This is a genomic window from Chryseobacterium culicis (assembly GCF_002979755.1).
Classification (GTDB): domain Bacteria; phylum Bacteroidota; class Bacteroidia; order Flavobacteriales; family Weeksellaceae; genus Chryseobacterium; species Chryseobacterium culicis_A.
In genome coordinates, this window is record NZ_PCPP01000002.1 from 57,812 (window position 1) to 79,757 (window position 21,946).

The window sequence follows — 21,946 nt, forward strand, 5'->3', positions numbered from 1 at the left end:
AATGATCAATGATACCTGAAATAGATTAATATTTATTAAATTAAAGACGAATATCATTCATCAATTATCATCTATCGCTTATCAATTATTAAAAGTATAGTTATGGAAAATATAGGTACACAAGGATTTTCATTTGATTTGCCAAAAGGAAATTCATCCATCATAAAAGTAATCGGTGTAGGGGGCGGTGGAAACAACGCTCTAAAGCACATGTATGAGAAAGGAATTCACGGAGTTGACTTTGTGATTTGTAATACGGATGCTCAAACTCTAGATAATAACCCTGTTGCTAATAAAGTTCAGTTAGGAACAACAATCACGGAAGGTCTAGGTGCCGGTGCTGATCCGGAAGTTGGAGAAAAATCGGCAATCGAAAGTATTGAAGACATCAAAGCGGCTATGGGCCAAAACACCAAAATGGTGTTTATCACTGCCGGAATGGGTGGTGGTACAGGTACCGGAGCTGCTCCTGTGATTGCTAAAGTAGCAAAAGACATGGGAATTCTAACCGTTGGTATTGTTACCGTTCCTTTCAGTTTCGAAGGAAAAAGAAGATTGGAGCAGGCAGAAAACGGTCTGGACAAACTAAGAAACAATGTTGATTCACTTATTGTTATCAACAACGATAAACTAAGACAGCAATTCGGAAACCTTGGATTCAAACAGGGATTCTCAAAAGCCGATGAAGTTTTAACCAATGCTGCGAAAGGGATGGCAGAAGTTATTACGGGTTACTTTGATGTAAACATTGACTTTAGAGATGCTAAATCTGTGCTTCAGAACTCTGGTACAGCGTTGATGTCTACAGGAACTGCTTCAGGTGAAAATAAAGCAGAAGAAGCCGTAAGAAAGGCCCTTGATTCCCCATTATTGAATGATAATAAGATTACAGGTGCTAAGAACGTTCTACTGTTGATCAGAAGTGGTGCTGAAGAAGTTACCATGGACGAGATCGGTATCATCATGGACCACATTCAGAAAGAAGCTGGAAACACTGCGGATATTATTTTCGGGGTGGGTGCTGATGAAGAATTAGGAGATGCAGTAAGCGTTCTTGTTATCGCAACGGGATTCTCTAACGATAATAAGAAGTTTGCAGGGCCTACAGAGAAAATCAGAATCAGCCTTAACGACAGTTTTGAAGCTCCCAAAAATTCTCCTTTCAAAACAAGAGAGGAAAGAGAGGTAGCTCCTGAAACAACACATGATTTTGGGGGAAAAAACCTTTTCAGACTTGATGATGAAGACCATGACACTCCGTTCAATGTAGCGTCTACCGAAAAAAAAATGATTATTGAAGAAGAGCAGCCAAGAACTGAAATAAAATTCTTTGATAAAGAGGAAGATGCAATAAATACACCTGAACAAAGCTGGAGAAATGAAGAAGAAGGAGAAGAGGAATACAGCTTACTCTCTATTGATGAGGAGAATGAAGATCCTAACGATCTTGAAATCCAGTCTTTCTCATTTGATTTTGAAAATAAAAAAGATGAGCCGCAATCCGGAACTCAATTCAACAACTCGTTTTCGAATGAAAAACCCGTTGAATTCAGCTTCTTTGTAAACGAGCCTACCAGAAATGAACCGAATACAGATTTTGGACAGCCAAAAGCAGAGTTTAATACACCTACCAATGCTGCTGTAGCTGAACCCGCTCAAAAGATTGAAACATTCTACCAGAAACAGGAAGAAGCAAAAGCGGAAACAAGATCAACTTTTCAAAACAAAACAGAAATTGAAACTCCAAAAACTGAAGAATCAGAATTCACTTTCGTGAATAAAACGATTGATCAGGACAGAGTCATTGAAAGAAGAAATAAATTAAAAGAATTCAACTCACGCTACCAAAATTTTGACAGTACCAGTGAATTCGAATCTATTCCTGCTTTTAAAAGAAAAAATATTTCTATCGACGGAAACAATGCATCAGACCAGAATATCAACACTTATTTGTCTGATAACAATGGATCTATGCAGATCAGAGAGAATAGATTTTTAAATAAAGACGTTGATTAAATGCTATAAGCAGTATGCAGTAAGCCATAGGCAATTCCAGCCCAATCAAAAAGCTTACTGCTTATTGCCTAAAGCCTAAAATATATAAACATGAGCTTAGAAAATATAATAACCGAAGCTATAAAAACAGCAATGAGAGCTAAAGACAGAGTGGCTTTGGATTCTCTACGCGCTGTAAAATCTCAGATATTACTGATTAAAACTGAAGCCATTGGAACTGAAGTAACCGCAGAACAGGAAATTGCTATTCTTCAGAGAATGGTAAAACAGCGTAAGGATTCTTACGACCAGTTTACTGCACAGGGAAGAAATGATCTTGCAGAAGTAGAAGACGCTCAGATGAAAATTATTGAGCAGTTTTTACCTAAACAGCTTTCTGCTGAAGAATTAGAAACAGAAATTAAAAATATTATTTCTGAAGCCGGTGCTGAATCTATTAAAGATTTAGGGAAGGTAATGGGAGTTGCATCAAAAACATTAGCCGGAAAATCTGACGGAAAAAGTATTTCCGAAATGGCTAAAAAGCTCCTTTCTTAATGTGATCCGTGTTTAGACTTAGCGTAATTTAAAAGCCTGAAAACACGTCTCACCCATAACTATAGGATATACAACCTTTGCATATCGATTTGATTAAAGAAGCCCGGAACTCTTCAGTTCCGGGCTTCATTTCTTTGGATATTAAAGTTTGTTAATCAGTTTTGATTCTAAACTGAAAAAAGAATTAAGCTACTACCATATTTCAGAGAGTATTTAAGTGATTGATTGCTTGAGGGAAAGCCTTAAATGTTTTTTTCATGGTCGTTTGTTTTTCAGAATCATTTCAAATTTAATAATAATATTTTATTATTCCTAATTTTAATTCACATTTTTTAGAATATTATTACAATATTAATACTTGGTTAATTTTATATGACTAATCAATTGATAGTTTTTATATATTGAACAAACGCAAAGAATTCCTTAACTTTGTAGCGATAAAAAACAAAATATATGTATCCAACAGATTTAGTAATGCCTATGAAGGCAGAGCTTACAGATAAAGGTTTTCAGGATTTAACAACTCCAACTCAGGTAGAAGATGCTTTAAAGCAATCCGGAACTACCCTATTGGTAATCAACTCCGTATGTGGTTGTGCTGCAGGTGCTGCAAGACCAGGAGTAGTATACTCTTTAACAGGTGACAAAAAACCAGATCATTTAACAACTGTATTTGCAGGATTTGATACTGAGGCTGTGGTAGAAGCAAGAAAACACCTTGCTCCATTCCCTCCAAGTTCTCCATGTGTAGCTCTTTTCAAAGATGGTGAATTGGTTCACATGCTGGAAAGACACCACATCGAAGGGAACCCGGCAGGCGCTATTGCTGCAAACCTTCAGGCTGCATACGATGAGTATTGTTAATAAACAATAAACTAGATATCAAACCGTTACAAATTTTGTAACGGTTTTTTTATTTAATCACGTAAAAAATTTTCTGAAAATTCAAATATCATTATATTTGTTGAAATGGCAACCAAAGCACTTTTCAATACCGTAGTCAACTGGTTCATCCGTCAAAGGATTGATCAGATACAGAATTTCATGGACCATCCCATTGAAACCCAGAAAGGTATACTCTTTTCTCAATTGTTTCATGCGGAGGATACAGAATATGGTAAACTATACGGATTCAATTCTATATCAAGTTATCAGGATTTTAAAAACAAAGTTCCTATTGTCACCTATGAAGAAATGGAACCTTTTATTGAGAAAGCAAGACAGGGATATAAAGATGTAAGCTGGCCTGGTCTCATTAAACATTTTGCCAAATCATCGGGAACCACCAATGCGAAAAGCAAATTTATTCCCATCTCTGCAGAAAGCCTTGAATACTGCCACATGAAAGCAGGAAAGGATATGGTTTCCATTTATGCCAACAACCATCCTGAAAACCAGCTTTTTAATTATAAAAACTTACGTTTAGGAGGAAGCTCTGAACTGTATGCTGATTTTAATACAAAATTCGGCGATTTATCAGCTATTTTGATTGACAACCTCCCGTTTTGGGTAGAAATTACCACCACACCAAGTAAGAAAGTTTCTTTGATGGGTGAATGGGAAAGCAAACTGAAAGCAATCACTTCCGAAGTAAAAAACGAAGATGTAGGAAGTATCCTTGGAGTACCCAGCTGGATGATGGTTCTTTTGCAAAGAGTATTAAAAGAAACCAATGTAGAAAGTATTTCTGAACTGTGGCCTAATTTAGAGGTTTTTTTTCACGGCGGAATAAGCTTTAAGCCCTATCGGGAACAATTCAGGCAGATCATCGGAAAAAACATCAATTACTACGAAATTTATAATGCTTCCGAAGGATTCTTCGGTATTCAGGACAGACCGGACAGTGATGAGATGCTTCTGATGCTGGATTATGGGATATTTTATGAGTTTATTCCAATGGATCAGTTCCATTTTTCAAATCCTAAGGTTGTAAGCCTGGAAGATGTGGAAGTAGGGAAAAATTATGCAATGGTCATCACAACCAACGGAGGACTTTGGAGATACCTGATTGGAGACACTGTTGTTTTTACTTCAGTTAATCCTTTCAGAATAAAAATAACAGGAAGAACAAAACATTATATCAATGCTTTTGGGGAAGAACTGATGATTACCAACGTAGAATCAGCGCTTTCAAAGGCTTGTGAAGCAACGGGTGCACACATTACCGATTTTACAGGAGCTCCTGTATTTATGAACGGAAATGAAGGGGGTGCTCATGAATGGATTTTTGAATTCAGTCAGCATCCGGATGATCTGGACAACTTTATTGATGCTTTTGACAAGCATTTAAAGACCATCAATTCAGACTATGAAGCAAAGAGATACAACAATATAACGCTTAAAAGACCTATTGTACATATCGCTAAAAATAATCTGTTTTATCATTGGCTGGAAGCTAAAGGAAAACTTGGCGGACAAAATAAAGTGCCTAGATTAAGCAACGACAGAGAATACATTGATCCATTGCTGGAAATGAATAAATAGAAGATATAGACCACTTCTGGTTAAAGAATAAAAAGCCGTAATTCACTGAGAATTACGGCTTTTATTTTATATTCTATTTACTTAAGTCTTCTTTCACTTTCTTGGCAGCTTCCTCTACTTTTGAAGCTCCTGCTTTAGCCGCTTCCTTAGCATCTTTCCCTACTTTATTCGCTTCAGTTTTAATATCCTGTCCCGCTTTGTGAAGATCCTGTTTCGTTTTATCAGCTGTCGCATCAATTTTATCTTTTGCTTTCTGAGCAGCATCGTCAATTTTGTTACCCGCTTCATCTACTTTTGCTTTCACATCTTCTTTTGCATTGTTGATCTTTGCCGTATCAAGTGTGTTTGGCGTTTCTGTAACAGTAGTTGAAGTAGTGGTAACAGATCCGTCAGGGTTTTCTACCTGTTCTGTTTTTGTTGTTGATTTTGTACATGCTACAGTGAATACTGAGATTGCTACTGCAGCCAGGATTTGTTTTTTCATATTGTATATTGTTTAATGATGTTTGTTGTGTTTATTGTGCCTTCGTGTCCTGAGCAGAAGGTGCTTCTGAAGCTTTTTGTTTCTTTTCTGCTTCAACCTTCTTTTTTTCCTCTTCCTGTTTTACTTTGTTTTCTTTTTCCAGCTCTGCTTTTAGCTTATTTTCTTCTTCCTGAAGCTTTTTAGCCTGTTTTACAGAATCAATATACTGAGGAGAAGACATTCTTATTTTTCGGGCGATATCCACTGAAACAGCTCCTGTAGAAAAGGAATCAATAGCTGTGGTATCATACCGAACTTTCACTTCCTGTTCAGCTCCGAAACCTGGAGATTCTTTCTTGGAACAGGCAGTAAAAAGGATAATAAAAATAAAAATCGCAGACAGTAAATTTTTCATGGAACTAATTTAATCGAAATTCTGCAATTACAGGATAGTGATCCGATAATTTCACAGATTGGTCTACTTTATAGCTTAGCGGGATGATTGATTTCGAAGTAAAGATATAGTCAATTCTCAAAGGAACTTTATAATCATGAAAACTGCTGGCACTTCCCTTTCCGGCCACTAAAAATGCATCCTGAAGATCCTTTCCAAGATTATAATATTCATATGAATTGGGAACGGAATTAAAATCTCCGGCCAAAATCACAGGGTAAGGCGATAAATCAACCATTTTTCTGATTCTTTTTACCTGATCTTCATGAGCCTGGAATGTTGGAGTCATATGGGAAAGCAATGTAGAAATGTTTCCAAGACCTAATCCATCAAGTTTCGTAAACATAGATTTATTAAGCCTGAAAGGTTCAAGATAAATATTAATAATTCTGACTACTTTTCCATTGATGTCTATATCAGCATAGAATGAATTTCCACGTGCTTTTTCATCTATAAGTTCTGCCTGTCTTACAATTTTATGTTTAGTTTTAAGAATAACTGACGGATATTTTATAAGATCACGTTTTATAACACGATTCGTATCTTTTTCCTGTACAAGAATAATGTCTGCATCCTGTGCCTTGATATAATCTTTTACTTTATCCCAGCCATATTCACCGTATTTCACATTAAAAGTCAGTACTTTAATATCCCGTATTGTTTTTAAATTTTCAGTTTTAGGAGAAAAATTAACCCATCGTCTGATCGGGTTGTAGAAAATAAGTGTACCTAAGGCAAAAGCAATAGCAATCTTTTCTTTTTTGAAGATCCACACCAGCGTAAGAATCACGTGTGCCAGAATCAGATAAGGAAAACCAAGAGACAGAAGATTCAGATTGCCTAAAATATTGGGTGGAATCCATGCATTCCCCAATGTGCATAACAGCAAAACAGCAACAACGATATGTATAAATAGTAATATCTGGTTCGACTTCATGAAAAAAACGGTCTTGGTACGGTTTTCTTTCAACAAAAATCCTACCAAGCAGACAATTTTAACTCTTTTTATGATTATTTGTCCTCCGTGGAAAACTTAACTGTGACAGGATAATGATCTGAAATACTTACAGAACGGTCAACTTGATAAGATATTGCCTTTAATGATTTTGAAGAAAACACATAGTCTATCCTGATCGGAAATTTATAGTCGTGAAAACTGGTTGCACTGCCTCTCCCGGCTGTTAAAAATGCATCTTCAAGTCCTTCTGATAAATGGTAATATTCGTAAGAATTGGGTACAGAATTGAAGTCTCCGGCAAGAATAACAGGATAAGGTGAATTTTTAATTACTTCACGAATCAAATCAACCTGTTCCTGATGTTTTTTAAAGGTGGGAATCAGCCTTTTAACAACATCTTTTATTTTTTTTTCGTTGGTATCTGTATTTGTGTTAAGCTTCACCATATCTTTTTCGAAACGGAAAGGATGAAGGTACACATCAATAAACCGATATATCCTTCCATGAATTTCTATATCAACCTGTAAACCAGGAACCCTTACATTATCGTCCTGTGGATCTATGATCTGTTGTTTAATGATTTTATGCTTAGTCAAAAGCATTAAACCTTTTCCGGGGGTTGTTTTCTGATACCCTTCAAATTGATATTTTCTACCCGAATCCTCTTGTAAAAGCAGAACATCTGCATTCTGAGTTCTAAGATAGGGCCCAATATCTTTATTTCCTCCGCCTCTGGTATTGAAAGAAACTACTTTTATTTCAGAGTTCCCTTTTTTATCAGAATAATTCACCCATCGCTTTACTGGATTTATAAATGCTAACCCAGCAAACATAAACACAAAAGCCCTCTTTTTCCAGCTGAATACCCAGAAGACGGTTAGTACAATATATAAAATGATTAAAATCGGGAAACCCAGCGACAGTAAATTAAACCACGGAAAAATCTTTGGGGGAACATAGGCATTTAATAATGTACCTAGTAGCAAAAATAGAATTCCAAGATGTAGAATGAATAATATGAGTCGGAAAATTTTCACAAAATTATTTTAATTGAATCGGTACAAATGTTTTTTCCAAATTCTTGCCAGCAGCCATCCCACCAAAGCTCCTCCTACGTGAGCCAAGTGAGCAATACCGCCTCCATTTCCTGATAACCCAAGATATACAGAGATTACCACAATAATTGGCAACAGGTATTTTACTTTAATCGGAACCGGAATAAACATAATACCAATTTTAGAATCCGGATATAAAGTTGCAAAAGCAGCTACCACTCCGAAAATTGCTCCGGAAGCACCTAACATTGGAGATCTTAAATCTCTATAAAGTTGATCTGATAAATTCTGGGCTTCTTGGCTAGATGCATGGAATGTTAAATATTCAGCAGTGTTAAGAGACACCCTTGAATAAATTTCAGAAGCATTTACTCCTAAGCTTTCCAAACCAGAAACAATCTGTTGAATTTCAACAAAATTCCACAGATTGAACAAGAAAAATGAACCAAGACCACTTGCAAAGTATAATATCAGATACTTTTTATCCCCAAGTGTCTGCTCCAGAATAGGTCCAAAACTAAACAAAGTAAACATATTAAATAAAATATGCATTATCCCTCCAGGTTCATCAAGAGGAGCATGCATAAACATGTGTGTAATTACTTGCCATGATTTGAAGAGTGGAGAAAAAGGATAATAACCTACCAAAGAATCATACAATCCTTTAAAAATAAAATTAGATATGAGGTATATTATAACATTTATAATGATTATATTCCTGGTAATTGGCGGTATATTATTAAACATATTTTCTAAAATTTGTTTTTAAAGTCATTAAACGGAACTTCATAAAAACATCTTTTGCCGTCCGGTAAAAATTCCGGGAAGCCTAATGCTGTAAAGTCTTTGATAAGCTGTTCCGCATCTTTTTTATAAATAAAGTCAAATCTTGACTTCGACTGCATTTTGTTCCATTGATTATGGTAATACTGCATGAATTCTTCTTCTGTCTTGTATTCCAGGATCTCAAAAAGGTTTTCCAGGAACTTCATAGCCTGGGTTTCTTTCAGACCTTCGGGAAGTGAATCTATTCGGAGTACACTTTCATGAGCAATTTTCATGTCAAACCCTAATTCCGGAAGATATTTTTTAATCGAATTGTATTTTGTCTTCTCGATTTCATTCATGTGGTACTCCAGAGAGAAAAGAAGAGCATGGCTGTTTGTATTTGATTTTCTGGTAGATTTATTTCCCTCAGAAACCAACAGCCTGTGCATTCTTCCCAAATCCAGCATTAAAGTAACATCTCCTTTATTGAAAAGCCAGTAACCGTTGGGAAGTCTCATAAGGTCTTCGTCAAAATCTTCATCTTCAAACAAATTGATCTTCGAAGGCTCTGCCGTTATATTCTGATGATACATTTCTGTAAGGTTCTGAATTTCTTCAGGATGCACTACATTTTTTTCTTCAAGGAAAGGATTATAGTCTTTATCTACAATGATTTCAGGCATTTTGATAATGCCACCACTTGTTCCGCCACCATTTCCTTTACTTGGAATAGGCTTATTCATCATTTCATCCAGTTCCGGATCTCTGTCAAAATCAAGGCTTGGAGACACATTATAAATTCCTAAAGATCTTTTAATCGTTGAACGCAGTAAAGCAAAAATAAGGTGCTCATCTTCAAATTTTACTTCTGTTTTCTGTGGATGGATATTAACATCTATTTTCTCCGGATCAAGCTCCAGAAAAAGGAAAAACGAAGGTACATATCCAGGTTGAAGCAATCCTTCAAAAGCTTCCTGCACGGCTTTATTGAAGTAAGGACTTCTGAAATACCTGCCGTTTACAAAAAGGAACTGCTCTCCTCTTGCTTTCTTAGCGCCTTCAGGTTTAGCAACAAAACCGTGAAGCTTACACCAGATAATATCTTCTTTAATGGGTATCAACAGCGGCTGAAGCTTTCTTCCGAAAACATCTACAATACGCTGCATCTGGCTTCCTTTTCTTAGTCTGAAAACAGCTTCATCATCATGAAACAGAGAAAACTCCAGATTCTCATGAGCTAATGCAACACGCTGAAATTCATCAATTACGTGTCTGAATTCAACATTATTATTTTTCAAAAACTTCCTTCTTGCAGGAACGTTATAAAAAAGATTTTTTACTAAAAAGTTTGATCCGTCTGCTGTCTGAATCGGGTCCTGAAATTGGAAAACCCCTCCTTCGATGTAAATATTGGTTCCGATGGAAGTATCTTTCTGTTTTGTTCTGAGCTCCACCTGAGAAACCGCAGCAATGGAAGCCAAAGCTTCACCTCGGAATCCTTTTGTGGCAATCTTAAAGATATCTTCTGTTCCTTTGATTTTGGAGGTAGCGTGTCTTTCAAAGGCCATCCGGGCATCTGTTTCAGACATCCCTTTTCCGTCGTCTACCACCTGAATAAGGTTTTTCCCGGCATCCCTGATGATCAATTCAATTTTCGTTGCATCTGCATCTATAGCATTTTCCAAAAGTTCTTTCACGATGGATGCAGGCCTCTGCACCACCTCTCCTGCTGCAATTTGGTTGGCTACATGATCCGGTAAAAGCTGAATAATATCTGACATAAAAACGTAAATCAACTTACAAAAATAGTCAATGGAAACGGGAATTAAAATACTAAAATCGTGATTTAATATTTAATTATCAACATTTTTGCCTATTTATCCCCAACTGATTTTTTTAATGTTTGTAATGAAGGGCGTTAGCAAGTTGATCCGTCTCATCCGGAAACTTTCATTTCAATGACCATGGAAAGAGGACAAAAACAATAAAAATTCCAATAATGAAGTTAATTTTTCAAAAAAAACGCCCCTATTCCATCATAAAATAAGGGCGTTTACAGCTAGTTTATACAAAAAAATAATAGTGTGTTTTACATTTTAATCCTCAAAGACAAGTTTTCTTTTCTTCTCTCTTTTAGGAATTCCATGGATTTTCTCATACAGATAAGCAAAAATATTGGGCTTTCTGTAGATCCTGCTGTATCTGTACTTCGTATTGAAGTGACGAATATGAATTTTATAAGCATCATACCCAATAACAATCAACAGACATATACTGATTACATAGAAGACTCTGAATTCAAGATAGTAGTAAGTTAACCCTGAGAATACTGCTCCCATAACATAGGCAAGCATAATACTCATCAGAAGTTTTGCTCTGCCAATCAGCTCTCCATTTCTTCTGTACTTTTTCTGTGTAAACATGGATACCAGGATTCCCAGGTCGGTGGTTGTTCCGGTAAGGTGGGTTGTTTTCACAGAGAAGTTGGAGATACTTGCCGTTAATCCGTTTTGCAATCCGGTAGCGAAAAGCATCAATGCTACTAAATATTCTGTTTCTTCTAATGTTTTTTGATAATAAAACTGCCCGTATATACCTACAAAAAGAAGACATAAAATTTCCAGCGCAATAGGCATAGAATGGGCAAAATATTTACTTTTTTTATTAAAATTGATAACAATAAAGTTGGACAGAAAGCTTCCGAAGAAGAACAAAAAGATCCATCCTCCTACTACTCCTACCTGCGTCCAGTTTCCTTTACTGATTTCTGCCGCCAAAATAGCGTAGTGTCCCGTTACGTTTGATGTAAAAGAAAGAAATATCAATAGGGAAGCAATATTTATAGTACCTGCCGTAAAGGCAGTCAGCGTCCCCAACCTGATATTGTCTCCCAGTGTCCTGCTGTTACTATAATTTCTTAACATTTTTTATCTTTTTAAATAGTGTTTAATTCTTTTTAGACCTCAACAAAGATCTCCGCCAGTCTTCCTCTTTCCGGAAGCCTTTCTCTTACCTCAACTGTAATTTCGTGAGATTGAAGTTCTTTGCATTTTTTGATATAAGGAATCAGATCAAATTTGCCTTTTCCTTTACTTTTAATAGATGGAGAATAATAAGCTTCCTCAATATTTTCTGCCTTTACATACTGGTTAAATGTTCTTTGGAAACTTCCTGTAAAGACATCACAGATGATTTTGTTAACCAGATGAGGATATTTATTACTGATAATTCCAAAGGCATCACAGAATTCCGAAGGCCTGATTTTATTGAAAATAGATGTTTTGGTACTGAACAAAAGATCTCTGATAGAATCTCCGGAATCATACCCAGTAGTCAGAAGGATATTATATTGGTTCTGATCTTCTGATGCATCTTTCTCTTTAAGTACTTTTTTCAATATGTTCAATGACTCAAGAGAGTAATCTGTTGCAATTAAAATTGTTTTAGCCATGTTCTGTATTATTTTGTATCGTGTTTATCTTTTTTGATGATACAAAACTAGAACGACCATATTAGAAGATCTTTGGAATAGAATTAAAATGTGATTAAAGAGATTAAAATGAGATTAGAAAATTGTTAAGGGGAGTTAATATGACGAAAAATCAAAATCGAAAAAGAGCGAACACACCTTTACAACACCCTGATTATCAAAACAAGCAAGATGAAAAAGCAGCTCAATGAAGTTCAGGATGAAGATATTTATTTGTTGATCTCTTCTCCTTTCTGCATCATACTATAGAAATTTGGAAAACGCATCTGCACAGTGGTTCCCTGATTCTCATGGGAGCTTACAATCAGTTCACCGTGGTGCATTCTTACGATATTTCTAGCCAATGGAAGCCCGATTCCGTAGCCTTCGTAATTATTGGTATTGGAAGCTCTGAAGAACGGATCGTAGATTTTATTCATTTCTACCTCCGGAATTCCGATTCCATTATCTTTTACAATAATATAAACGTCTGTATTGGTAGCTCCTAATGAAACTTTAACCTGTTGGAAATTAGAGTACTTACATCCATTACTGATGATATTGGCCACTGCAAGATGCAATAGCTGTTCATTCCCCTGTACTTTTAATTTTTTCGGATTATCGGGAAGCATGCTGATATCCAGATAAATATTATTTCTGGAATCGATCCTTCTGAGGGTTTCAATGACATCCCAAAGCAGCTGGTCAATTCTCACCTTATCCATCTTCTGGATCTTTCCGTCGAATCCGGTTTGGGCAATCATTAAGAGTGCTTTGATCTTTTTATCCAGCTTTTCAGCTTCATCCAGAATAATCCCCAGCGTTTCTTTATATTCATCTGCGGTTCTGCTGATGGAAAGTGCTACATCCGCTTCTCCCATAATGGAAGTCAAAGGAGTTCTCAATTCGTGGGAAACATTTCCGATCAGGTGATTCTGGGTTTCGAAAGACGTTTCAATACGGTTGAGCATATCGTTGAAAGTATCCACCAACTCATTCAGTTCCTTATTATCAGGCTGTGCTTCCAATCTTAAGTGAAGGTTTTCTGAACTGATCTCCTTTACTTTTCCCGTAATTTTTAATATTGGCCTGAATAACGTTTTTGAAAGATAAAACGAAAAGATCATACTAAAGAACAGCGATAGTACGATACAGGTAAGCAGTGTTCTTTTTAAAAACCCCAGATAGTAAACAACATAATGGTTTTTGGCAGAAGCTATCGCAATATAATCTTTATCATCGTATCTGAAACTCTGCCCTATATAATAGAATTCCTGATCATTATAATTAGATTCCCCTTCTTTAATGATATTTTTAAAAAAGTAAGCAGGAATATGGACTTCCTGGGATATTTTTTTGAAATTGGAGTCGGTAGGAACCGCAAAAACATAGTCTTTTTCCATCGGAAGTTCTTCATCATTCAGGCTGCTGAGAACATAGTTTTCCGGAAGGTCAAGATGGTCTTTGCTCTTTTCAATCTGAACAATAGTAGCGGTTCTGATCTTCAGCAGTTCATAAAACCTCTGATGTGAGAAATTAACGATTGAAAAGTACACCAAACCACTGAACAGCAAAATAATGGCGGTAAAAACCAACATTAAAAGCACCATCGTTTTGGTTTGATTTGTAATCACTTTATTAAACATTCATTATGTTTTTTTCAACACATACCCCATTCCTATCACGGTATGAATCAATTTATTATCATCCTGGCTATCCAGTTTTTTTCTTAAATAGTTTACATATACATCTACTACATTGGTTCCCAGCTCGTAGTTTACTCCCCACACTGCATCCAGAATTTCTGCTCTGGAAATTACTTTTTCCGGGTTATTCAGGAAATACAACAGGAGTTTATATTCTGTGGAAGTAAGAGAAATATCTTCTCCCGAACGGGTTACCTTCTTTGTATAATCATTCACCATCAGATCAGAAAACTGAAATACATGTTCATTATCCGGCTCCGGTTCTGTGACTTCCTGCGGACCGTTGTTGTTGCTTCTTCTTAGCAGAGATTTCACACGGGCAACCAGTTCAATGAATTTAAAAGGTTTTACCAGATAATCATCTCCGCCACTTTCCAGTCCCAGAACAATATTTTCAGAAGTTCCCAAAGCCGTCAGAAATAAAATCGGAACACTCTGGTTGGTTTTTCTTATCTCTTTACACACATCCAAACCATTCATTTCCGGAAGCATGATATCTAAAATAACAAGATCGAAATCGTTAGCCTGTACCAGCTGTACTCCTGTGCGCCCGTCAAAAGCCACAGAAATTTCATATCCATTTTCCTGAAGTCCTTTTTTAATAAAGGATACCACACTGGTTTCGTCTTCGATAAGAATAATTTTTTTCATAAATGAAATAAGGAGTTTTACAAAAATAGGGAATTTTTCCTGGGGAGAAAAGGCGAAAGAGTCCGGGAAAGATGAGAAGGCAAATAATAATTTTCAATGAATTGATTCGCTCCCGTATCTAAACTCTATAGAATAATACTACCTTTGTTTTTATATCATGATGATAAAATAATTCAGGTTAAATTACACACAGTATGAATGACTTTTTAATAGGTATCGGCAAGAGATTAAAGGATATTAGAAAAAAGAATAATTTAACCATTAATGATCTGGCTTTCAAAGCCAATGTGAGTAACGGACTTGTTTCCAGGATTGAAAACGGAAGAACAATTCCATCCCTTCCGGTTTTATTGGATCTGATCCAGTCTCTTGAGATTGATGCCAGTTATTTTTTTGAGGGTGTTGAGAAAAAATCCAACGCCAAATTCATCTATGTTCCGAAAGAGAGCCAGCAGGTTATAGAAAAAGAAGTAGAAGCTGAAGGATTCAAGTATATGCATATTTTCAGCAAGAGTCTTCATTCTTTGGGTTTTGAAGCGGTATTGTTAACTCTCGAACCCAATTCTAAAAGAGAAAAGGTAATTACGGATGCCTGGGAATTCAAATATATTCTGAAAGGAGAAGTGAAATATGTGATTGATAATGAAGAAGTCATTTTAAAAGAAGGAGATTCTTTATATTTCAATGGAAAGTTTCCTCACGTTCCGGTAAGCATCAGCAATGAAAGCTGTGTGATGCTTGTTCTTTATTTTTATACTGCATAATTATATTCTTTTTTAACGTAAAGTTTTTTACTGTTTTGCTTTTGTCATTCTGACGAAGGAAGAATCTCTTATTTGCATTCAATAACTTGAGATTCTTCATTACATTTCATTACATTTCATTTCATTCATAATGACAATTGTAGTGTAGATTCACTATAAATACACCTATAATAATCACGCTTCATCAGCGACAATGTCGCAAACTTTGCACACTTATAATTTAGCGTTATAAATATTAGACTTTGCGCTTAAATCATATTCCAATTTTTATATCATTCCTCAATGTTTGATATTCCGGCACACACAAAAGTTTACAAATATGCAACTTTTGTTTTTCCATTTTCTTCTTAAATGAACGAAATATGAACAGAAACAGGGCTATTTTCAGCGGGTTTTTATTCCTATTATTTCCTTGGAATATTTACAAAAAACGTTGAAACAGGTGCTTCAAATCCCATTTTATTAAATTTTCAAAGGATAGGTTTTATACTTTTTAAAGTAAAATAGCTGTAACAAACAGCCTTTATTTGTTAATCAATACTTAATACAAAATATTTATATATATTAAAATTATTAGCGTGATTTGCATAAAAAATTTAATATATGTAAAAATGAAAACAAATTTAGAGAAATTACTTACCCTTGTTTTTGTCTGTTTCATTGTCTTTGTTTCAGCGCAAAAGCAGTTAATTATAGGAACTGTTCTTGACGACAGCCAGGCTCTCCCCGGAGCAACAGTCAAAATAAAAGGCTTATCTAAAAATATAACCACTGATATTGAAGGAAAATTCACCATCAATGATATCAAAGAAGGCCAATACACTTTACAAATAAGCTATATAGGATATGAATCTTCGGAGATTACTATTGATCTGAAATCAGAACAAACTGTTGATGTAGGAATCATCAAACTTTCCCAACCCCGAAAAAATATTGACGAAGTAGTGGTTACCGGAACATTAAAAAATACGGAAGCAAGAGCCTTGAACCTTCAGAAAAATGCAATCAATATCACCAATGTCATTGCCTCTGACGGAATTGGAAAACTACCGGACAGAAATGCTGCAGAGACCGTACAGCGTGTACAGGGTGTTTCTATTGAAAGAGATCAGGGAGAAGGAAGATTTGTTTCTCTGAGAGGACTTCCGCCATTCTGGGCTTCCACCACCATCAACGGGAACAGGCTTCCCACCGCTGAAGAGGAAACAACTTCCAGAGCTACAGCTTTCGATTTCTTTCCTACGGAACTGATCTCCTATGTACATGTCAATAAATCATTTACCCCAGATATGGAAGCTGACGGAATAGGTGGTGGTGTGAATTTTATCACCAAGACTCCGCCGATGAAAACAGAGTTCAAAGCTACTGTAGGAAGTGGTTATAATGCAAAGTCTGACAAAGGTGTTTACAACCTTGGATTTTTATATGGAGGAAGAACAAAGGATAAAAAATTCGGGTATTTATTCAATTTTGCTCATTTCATCAGAAACTGGTCTACCGATAATTTTGAAGCGAGAAGAAGTGGTGACGAAGGTGTTTTCAGGCTGGAACTTCGTGATTATAATGGGGTTAGAAAGACAACGGGAATCAACACAGCTTTTGAATATGTGCTGTCACCAAAAACAACCTTCTATTTAAAAGGAATGTATGGTACGTTATCGGATGACGAAACCCACTACAAGCATAGAATCCGATTTGATAAGTTCAGCAGTACCAATAATACAGCAAGAGTCGAACTTCAGAATATCCACAACTTACTGATCACAGAACTTACTTCTGTGTCTTTGGGAGCCGTTCATCAATTAAATAAAGGAAAAATCGACTGGGATTTATCTTACTACGACAATAAATTCAAGTATGGAAATATTCCTGACAAGCAAAACAATTCTTATTATGTCATCAAATACACACAATCCGGTGTAGGCATCAATCCAGATTATATTTCCAATCATGGAAATGGACCCAGAGCTTACTGGAAAGCTGATGGTGGAAAATTAGATTATAAAAACCCTGACGCTTTGTTTGGTTTCTACAGCGATCCCAACTTTAAAATGGATGCTTCTCAGATGAGATTTACAGATCTTGAATTCTATAAGGTTTTTGTGGAGGAAAAAGATAAGATTGTAGCCGCATTCAATCATGAGATTAATGCTTCTGATAAGTTGATTTTAAAATATGGTTTTAAATACCGAGACAAGGAACGTAATGCAAAGTTCTCTGATATTTTCTACAACTGGAACAATGGTACTGCCCCACTTCTGTCTGAGTATTCACAATATATCACAACACAGCCCAATGGACCGAAATATTTAAGTGAAATGAATGCTCATATCGGCAATACTTTTGGTCCCGTGCTTTCTAAAACAGGAATGAATCAATTTTGGTATCAGAATCAGGGAAATTTAAAGATCAATACCGCTGACTCCGAAGCATTGGAATACAACAAAGCATTAGGAAGAAACTTTGATGTGTTTGAAAAACATGCTGATGCTTACGGAATGGCAACGTATAAACTGAATGACAAGATCACCATTCTAGGAGGAATCAGATTATCCAATACCAATACTAAGGTTAGAGGGTACAGCGTGAATGATAATGTACTTACTCCGGTAGAAAACACCAAAAACTATCTGGCTGTTCTTCCAATGGTTCATTTGAAATATACGCTGAATGATAAAACCAATCTTCGTTTTGCTGCCACAAGAACATTCTCAAGACCCAATTTTGGAGATTTGACTCCTGGGGGAACGTATATTGAAGCAGACAACGAGTTCAAAGGCGGAAACCCAAATCTTAATCCTACCTATTCTCTGAATTTTGATTTGATGGGAGAATATTATTTCTCCAATGTAGGGATTCTGAGCGGTGGCGTTTTCTATAAATCAATTACAGATCCTATTTTCCAGGATTCTTTTATCGGAAGCTACAACGGAATGAATGGCGTACAGTTTACAGCTCCCAACAACGGAAAAGCAGCATGGTTAGGAGGAATTGAACTGGGAATCAACAAACGCTTTGACTTCCTTCCAGGATTCTTACAATACTTTGGAGTACAATTGAACGCCACATTTATGACTTCTGAAATGGAAAAGCCAAGCGGAAGAAAAGTAGCTCTTCCTTATCAGGCAAAGGAATTGTACAATGCACAGCTTTTCTTTGAGAAAAAAGGATTCAATGCCAGACTGGCTTACAACTACAAAGGAAAGTACGCGGTAGAATATGCTGAAGAAGACCTCAATGATTCTTATTATGGTAAATACAGCAATCTTGATTTCGGAGGTTCTTATCAATTTACCAAATACCTGACTTTATATGCGGATGTGAACAATATTCTGAATAAACCTCTGATCTATCACTTTGGTAAAAATGAAGACCGCCCTGAGCAGGTAGAATATTATGGAGTACGATTCAACCTTGGAGTAAAACTGAACTTCTAAATCAATACCATGGCCAGAACCATCAATAAAAAAACAGTAGTAACACTGAAAGCCGCTTTTGCTGCTTTTGGTGTTTACTTCTGCATGTACGGTTTTCGAAAACCTTTTACTGTAGCTTCTTTCGAAGGACTTTCCTATTTGGGAGTTGACTATAAGATTCTGATTATCATTGCTCAGGCAGTTGGGTATTTTATCTCAAAGTTTATCGGGATTAAATTTATTTCTGAACTGAAACCTCAGAAAAGACTCACTTATCTGTTTGTTTTTATTGTTATTGCAGAGCTTGCCCTGCTGGGATTTGCTGCCGTTCCTGCTCCATACAATATTATATTTATGTTCATCAATGGGATTCCGTTGGGAATGATCTGGGGAATTGTTTTCTCTTACATTGAGGGACGTAAAACCACGGAAATCATCGGCCTTTTTTTATGCTCGAGCTTTGTGGTTTCTTCAGGATTTACCAAATCTGTAGGGAAATTTCTGATGGATACTTTCTCCATTTCAGAATTCTGGATGCCATTTTCTGCCGGACTTATTTTCGTTATTCCTCTGATTCTTTTCGGATTGCTTCTTGAAAAGATTCCACAACCTACAGAAGAAGATATTTTGCTTAAAAACAAAAGAGAACCGTTGAATGGTAAGGAAAGAAAAGCGCTCATCCAGCAATTCTTTGTTCCCATTGTATGTATTATATTTTTGTACATCTGTTTAACCGTTTTAAGGGATTTCAGAGATAATTTCAACCGTGAGATCTGGGACGGACTGCATTTTAGTTTTGACAGCTCTATTTTCACCTTAACGGAAATACCTATCGCCGTAATGGTTCTGCTGATTTTAAGCTTTATGGTAAAAGTAAAAAACAATAAAAAAGCCTTTTCTTACTATCACTATATTCTTTTTGCGGGAATTCTTACGGTAGGACTTTCTACTTATCTGTTTCAGCAGGGTTCATTATCTCCGTTTTTATGGATGACAATTTCCGGCTTTGGAATGTACATCTGCTATATTCCTTTCAATGGAATCTATTTTGACCGGATGATTGCCGCTTTTGAGATCAAAGGAAATGTAGGTTTTCTGATCTATATTGTGGATTCTTTCGGGTATCTGGGAAGCGTTCTGGTTCTATTGTACAAAAACTTCGGATCAGCTCAGACCTCGTGGCTTACTTTTTATATCAATTTAAATTACATTATAACAATAACGGTTTTAATTCTTTCTGTGGTTGCTTTTCTGGCTTTCAGGAACAAATCAAAGCCGAAATCAAACTCAAACTCTAATCAATTCATCAATTTCGATACGTCGAAAATTTTATAAATTATAGTACAATGACAACAAAATTTGATTTACTCGTTGTAGGAGGTGGAATTTTAGGAACATTCCACGCTTATCATGCGCTGAAGAAAAATCTTAAGGTAGCTTTACTGGAAAGAAATTCAATTCCTCTGGGGGCTACAGTAAGGAATTTCGGACAGGTAGTGCCTTCCGGAATGGATCTTAAATGGCAGAATTTCGGAAGAGAAAGTCTTGCAATATATAACGAACTTCATACCCAGGCAGATCTTACCATCAGACAAAACGGATCTGTTTATATTGCTTCGAATGATGAAGAACTTCAGCTGATTGAGGAGCTTTATGAAATCAACAGAAACAATGATTATGAATCTGTATTATTATCAAAAGGCGACTGTATCAAAAAGTTTGACGGTCTTCGTTCTGATTATTGTAAAGGAGGATTATTTTTCCCTCAGGAACTGTCTGTAGACTCTGCTGATATGATTGTAAAGCTTCACAAACTGCTGCAGGAAAAAATGGGATTGCAGATTTTCTACAACACAACCGTTTTAGAAACCAGAGAAGATGATCAGAAATGTACAGCTGTAAGCGCAGAGGGAACAGAATTCAATGCTTCCAAAATCATTATCTGTGGTGGTCATGAGTTCAAAACGTTGTACCCTAATGTATTCAATGACAGCGATCTGGAAGTCAGTAAGCTTCAGATGCTTCAGACCAAACCCCAGGGAATTTATTCACTTCAGGGAAATATTCTTACTGGTCTTTCGGTCAGAAGATACGAATCATTCAGTGAGTGTCCTTCTTTTCAGAAAATCAAGGCTTTAGAAGATCCCAACTCGTTTGAAAAGAAATACGGAGTTCATATTTTATTCAAGCAGGCGCTGGACGGTTCTGTCATCATAGGAGATTCTCATGAATATGCTGATGCTAAAAATGCTGATGACCTTGGCTATGATCTTAATATGGAGATTGATGAATTTATGATCCATGAGGCTAAGAAAATTATTGATCTTCCTACGTATGAAATTCAGAGAAGATGGTTCGGAATCTATTCTCAGTGCAAAACCAAAGATATTTTTGAACACAATCCATCTGCCAATATTCACATTATAACAGGTATCGGAGGGAAAGGAATGACGGGAAGCGGTGGTTTCTCGAAGTTTACTATTGAAAAAATTTACGCATAAAATTGAAATGAAAAATATAGAATTATTAGTTCTGGATATGGCCGGAACAACAATTGACGAGGATAATGTAGTCTATAAAACACTTACCAGCGCTGTGAATGATTATGGCTATGTGGTAAGCCTTGAAAAAGTATTATCCAGCTGTGCCGGAATGGAAAAACTGGAAGCCATCACAAGTCTTTTAAGGGAAATCAATGGCAATGAGGAAGATGCTCCTGCTATTTTTGAGAATTTCTCTGATCAGCTTAAAGAGTCTTATCAAAACCTTGAGGTAAAACCCATTAACGGAACGGAAAACTTCCTGCTCCGTATGAAGTCTCAAAACAAAAAGATCGTGTTGAATACAGGATATACTTCTGAAATTGCTCATCAGCTTCTGAATAAACTCAACTGGAAAGAAAGTATTCATTTTGATGCCTTAATTACGGCAGATGATGTTTCAGAAAGCCGCCCAAGCCCAGAAATGATCCATCTTGCAATGAAGAAATTCAATATCACTGAGGCCAATAAGGTTTTAAAGGCAGGTGACTCTGTTATTGATATTGAAGAAGGCAAAAATGCAGGCTGCGGACTTACAGTAGCCGTTCTCTCCGGAGCACAAAGCAAAGCAGAGCTTGAAAAAGCAGCGCCCGATTATATTCTGAACACCATTTCTGAAGCAGAAGGTATTCTTTAAAAACTTCTTTTTCAAAAACTTTTTTACT

At 36.2% G+C, this 21,946-nt stretch carries 19 protein-coding genes; 9 read left to right on the plus strand and 10 right to left on the minus strand.

The window, feature by feature from the left end; all coding sequences use genetic code 11:
• Positions 1-102 precede the first annotated feature (102 nt).
• From ftsZ to CQ022_RS13285, 4 genes are all read left to right on the plus strand, one after another.
• Entirely contained in the window at positions 103-2,016 is a 1,914-nt protein-coding gene (gene ftsZ / locus CQ022_RS13270; RefSeq protein ID WP_105682851.1) for a cell division protein FtsZ, read from the plus strand.
• Between the two features lie 90 nt (positions 2,017-2,106).
• Positions 2,107-2,553 (plus strand): GatB/YqeY domain-containing protein, encoded by a 447-nt coding sequence (locus tag CQ022_RS13275; RefSeq protein ID WP_105682852.1) that lies wholly within the window; start codon positions 2,107-2,109, stop codon positions 2,551-2,553.
• A gap of 453 nt (positions 2,554-3,006) precedes the next feature.
• A complete protein-coding gene (locus CQ022_RS13280; RefSeq protein ID WP_079243608.1) occupies positions 3,007-3,417 on the plus strand; it encodes a BrxA/BrxB family bacilliredoxin in 411 nt (136 codons plus the stop codon).
• 105 nt (positions 3,418-3,522) lie between these two features.
• Positions 3,523-5,037 (plus strand): GH3 auxin-responsive promoter family protein, encoded by a 1,515-nt coding sequence (locus tag CQ022_RS13285; RefSeq protein WP_105682853.1) that lies wholly within the window; start codon positions 3,523-3,525, stop codon positions 5,035-5,037.
• A gap of 73 nt (positions 5,038-5,110) precedes the next feature.
• Here the strand turns inward: CQ022_RS13285 and CQ022_RS13290 are convergent, their stop codons facing one another.
• The 10 genes from CQ022_RS13290 to CQ022_RS13335 all read right to left on the minus strand — a co-directional run bounded on the left by CQ022_RS13290 (position 5,111) and on the right by CQ022_RS13335 (position 14,561).
• On the minus strand, positions 5,111-5,521 hold the full coding sequence (locus tag CQ022_RS13290) for a hypothetical protein (protein WP_105682854.1): 411 nt from the start codon (positions 5,519-5,521) through the stop codon (positions 5,111-5,113).
• Positions 5,522-5,552: 31 nt separating this feature from the next.
• Entirely contained in the window at positions 5,553-5,915 is a 363-nt protein-coding gene (locus tag CQ022_RS13295) for a hypothetical protein (protein WP_105682855.1), read from the minus strand.
• A 4-nt stretch (positions 5,916-5,919) separates the two neighbouring features.
• On the minus strand, positions 5,920-6,891 hold the full coding sequence (locus CQ022_RS13300) for an endonuclease/exonuclease/phosphatase family protein (protein WP_105682856.1): 972 nt from the start codon (positions 6,889-6,891) through the stop codon (positions 5,920-5,922).
• A gap of 74 nt (positions 6,892-6,965) precedes the next feature.
• The gene (locus CQ022_RS13305) at positions 6,966-7,745 is read right to left on the minus strand and encodes an endonuclease/exonuclease/phosphatase family protein (RefSeq protein WP_105682857.1); all 780 of its coding nucleotides are present in this window, start codon (positions 7,743-7,745) and stop codon (positions 6,966-6,968) included.
• Positions 7,746-7,958: 213 nt separating this feature from the next.
• Positions 7,959-8,714: a rhomboid family intramembrane serine protease gene (locus CQ022_RS13310; RefSeq protein ID WP_105682858.1), complete on the minus strand. Its 756-nt coding sequence runs from the start codon at positions 8,712-8,714 to the stop codon at positions 7,959-7,961.
• 5 nt (positions 8,715-8,719) lie between these two features.
• Positions 8,720-10,516, minus strand: a complete 1,797-nt coding sequence (gene mutL / locus CQ022_RS13315) for a DNA mismatch repair endonuclease MutL (protein ID WP_105682859.1) — start codon at positions 10,514-10,516, stop codon at positions 8,720-8,722.
• Between the two features lie 315 nt (positions 10,517-10,831).
• Entirely contained in the window at positions 10,832-11,659 is an 828-nt protein-coding gene (locus CQ022_RS13320) for a YoaK family protein (protein WP_105682860.1), read from the minus strand.
• Between the two features lie 32 nt (positions 11,660-11,691).
• Positions 11,692-12,186, minus strand: coding sequence for a hypothetical protein (locus tag CQ022_RS13325; RefSeq protein ID WP_105682861.1), 495 nt, complete (start codon positions 12,184-12,186; stop codon positions 11,692-11,694).
• 248 nt (positions 12,187-12,434) lie between these two features.
• Positions 12,435-13,850, minus strand: coding sequence for a sensor histidine kinase (locus CQ022_RS13330; RefSeq protein ID WP_105682862.1), 1,416 nt, complete (start codon positions 13,848-13,850; stop codon positions 12,435-12,437).
• Positions 13,851-13,853: 3 nt separating this feature from the next.
• Positions 13,854-14,561, minus strand: a complete 708-nt coding sequence (locus CQ022_RS13335; protein WP_105682863.1) for a response regulator transcription factor — start codon at positions 14,559-14,561, stop codon at positions 13,854-13,856.
• A 194-nt stretch (positions 14,562-14,755) separates the two neighbouring features.
• Here CQ022_RS13335 and CQ022_RS13340 point away from each other — a divergent pair, with 194 nt between their 5' ends.
• From CQ022_RS13340 to CQ022_RS13360, 5 genes are all read left to right on the plus strand, one after another.
• The gene (locus CQ022_RS13340) at positions 14,756-15,325 is read left to right on the plus strand and encodes a helix-turn-helix domain-containing protein (protein ID WP_105682864.1); all 570 of its coding nucleotides are present in this window, start codon (positions 14,756-14,758) and stop codon (positions 15,323-15,325) included.
• Between the two features lie 611 nt (positions 15,326-15,936).
• On the plus strand, positions 15,937-18,762 hold the full coding sequence (locus tag CQ022_RS13345) for a TonB-dependent receptor (RefSeq protein ID WP_105682865.1): 2,826 nt from the start codon (positions 15,937-15,939) through the stop codon (positions 18,760-18,762).
• 9 nt (positions 18,763-18,771) lie between these two features.
• Positions 18,772-20,076, plus strand: coding sequence for a DUF5690 family protein (locus tag CQ022_RS13350; protein WP_105682866.1), 1,305 nt, complete (start codon positions 18,772-18,774; stop codon positions 20,074-20,076).
• Positions 20,077-20,087: 11 nt separating this feature from the next.
• The gene (locus CQ022_RS13355; protein ID WP_105682867.1) at positions 20,088-21,242 is read left to right on the plus strand and encodes a TIGR03364 family FAD-dependent oxidoreductase; all 1,155 of its coding nucleotides are present in this window, start codon (positions 20,088-20,090) and stop codon (positions 21,240-21,242) included.
• Between the two features lie 7 nt (positions 21,243-21,249).
• Positions 21,250-21,918, plus strand: coding sequence for an HAD-IA family hydrolase (locus CQ022_RS13360; RefSeq protein ID WP_105683393.1), 669 nt, complete (start codon positions 21,250-21,252; stop codon positions 21,916-21,918).
• Positions 21,919-21,946 lie beyond the last annotated feature (28 nt).

What these genes read in the sequence shown, in the direction of transcription:
- CQ022_RS13290 (WP_105682854.1), bottom strand. Translation starts at nt 5,521, where the DNA reads ATGAAAAAACAAATCCTGGCTGCAGTAGCAATCTCAGTATTCACTGTA.
- CQ022_RS13345 (WP_105682865.1), top strand. Translation starts at nt 15,937, where the DNA reads ATGAAAACAAATTTAGAGAAATTACTTACCCTTGTTTTTGTCTGTTTC.
- ftsZ (WP_105682851.1), top strand. Translation starts at nt 103, where the DNA reads ATGGAAAATATAGGTACACAAGGATTTTCATTTGATTTGCCAAAAGGA.
- CQ022_RS13335 (WP_105682863.1), bottom strand. Translation starts at nt 14,561, where the DNA reads ATGAAAAAAATTATTCTTATCGAAGACGAAACCAGTGTGGTATCCTTT.
- CQ022_RS13275 (WP_105682852.1), top strand. Translation starts at nt 2,107, where the DNA reads ATGAGCTTAGAAAATATAATAACCGAAGCTATAAAAACAGCAATGAGA.
- mutL (WP_105682859.1), bottom strand. Translation starts at nt 10,516, where the DNA reads ATGTCAGATATTATTCAGCTTTTACCGGATCATGTAGCCAACCAAATT.
- CQ022_RS13340 (WP_105682864.1), top strand. Translation starts at nt 14,756, where the DNA reads ATGAATGACTTTTTAATAGGTATCGGCAAGAGATTAAAGGATATTAGA.
- CQ022_RS13330 (WP_105682862.1), bottom strand. Translation starts at nt 13,850, where the DNA reads ATGTTTAATAAAGTGATTACAAATCAAACCAAAACGATGGTGCTTTTA.
- CQ022_RS13325 (WP_105682861.1), bottom strand. Translation starts at nt 12,186, where the DNA reads ATGGCTAAAACAATTTTAATTGCAACAGATTACTCTCTTGAGTCATTG.
- CQ022_RS13280 (WP_079243608.1), top strand. Translation starts at nt 3,007, where the DNA reads ATGTATCCAACAGATTTAGTAATGCCTATGAAGGCAGAGCTTACAGAT.
- CQ022_RS13320 (WP_105682860.1), bottom strand. Translation starts at nt 11,659, where the DNA reads ATGTTAAGAAATTATAGTAACAGCAGGACACTGGGAGACAATATCAGG.
- CQ022_RS13285 (WP_105682853.1), top strand. Translation starts at nt 3,523, where the DNA reads ATGGCAACCAAAGCACTTTTCAATACCGTAGTCAACTGGTTCATCCGT.
- CQ022_RS13310 (WP_105682858.1), bottom strand. Translation starts at nt 8,714, where the DNA reads ATGTTTAATAATATACCGCCAATTACCAGGAATATAATCATTATAAAT.
- CQ022_RS13305 (WP_105682857.1), bottom strand. Translation starts at nt 7,745, where the DNA reads ATGTTTGCTGGGTTAGCATTTATAAATCCAGTAAAGCGATGGGTGAAT.
- CQ022_RS13360 (WP_105683393.1), top strand. Translation starts at nt 21,250, where the DNA reads ATGAAAAATATAGAATTATTAGTTCTGGATATGGCCGGAACAACAATT.
- CQ022_RS13355 (WP_105682867.1), top strand. Translation starts at nt 20,088, where the DNA reads ATGACAACAAAATTTGATTTACTCGTTGTAGGAGGTGGAATTTTAGGA.
- CQ022_RS13300 (WP_105682856.1), bottom strand. Translation starts at nt 6,891, where the DNA reads ATGAAGTCGAACCAGATATTACTATTTATACATATCGTTGTTGCTGTT.
- CQ022_RS13350 (WP_105682866.1), top strand. Translation starts at nt 18,772, where the DNA reads ATGGCCAGAACCATCAATAAAAAAACAGTAGTAACACTGAAAGCCGCT.
- CQ022_RS13295 (WP_105682855.1), bottom strand. Translation starts at nt 5,915, where the DNA reads ATGAAAAATTTACTGTCTGCGATTTTTATTTTTATTATCCTTTTTACT.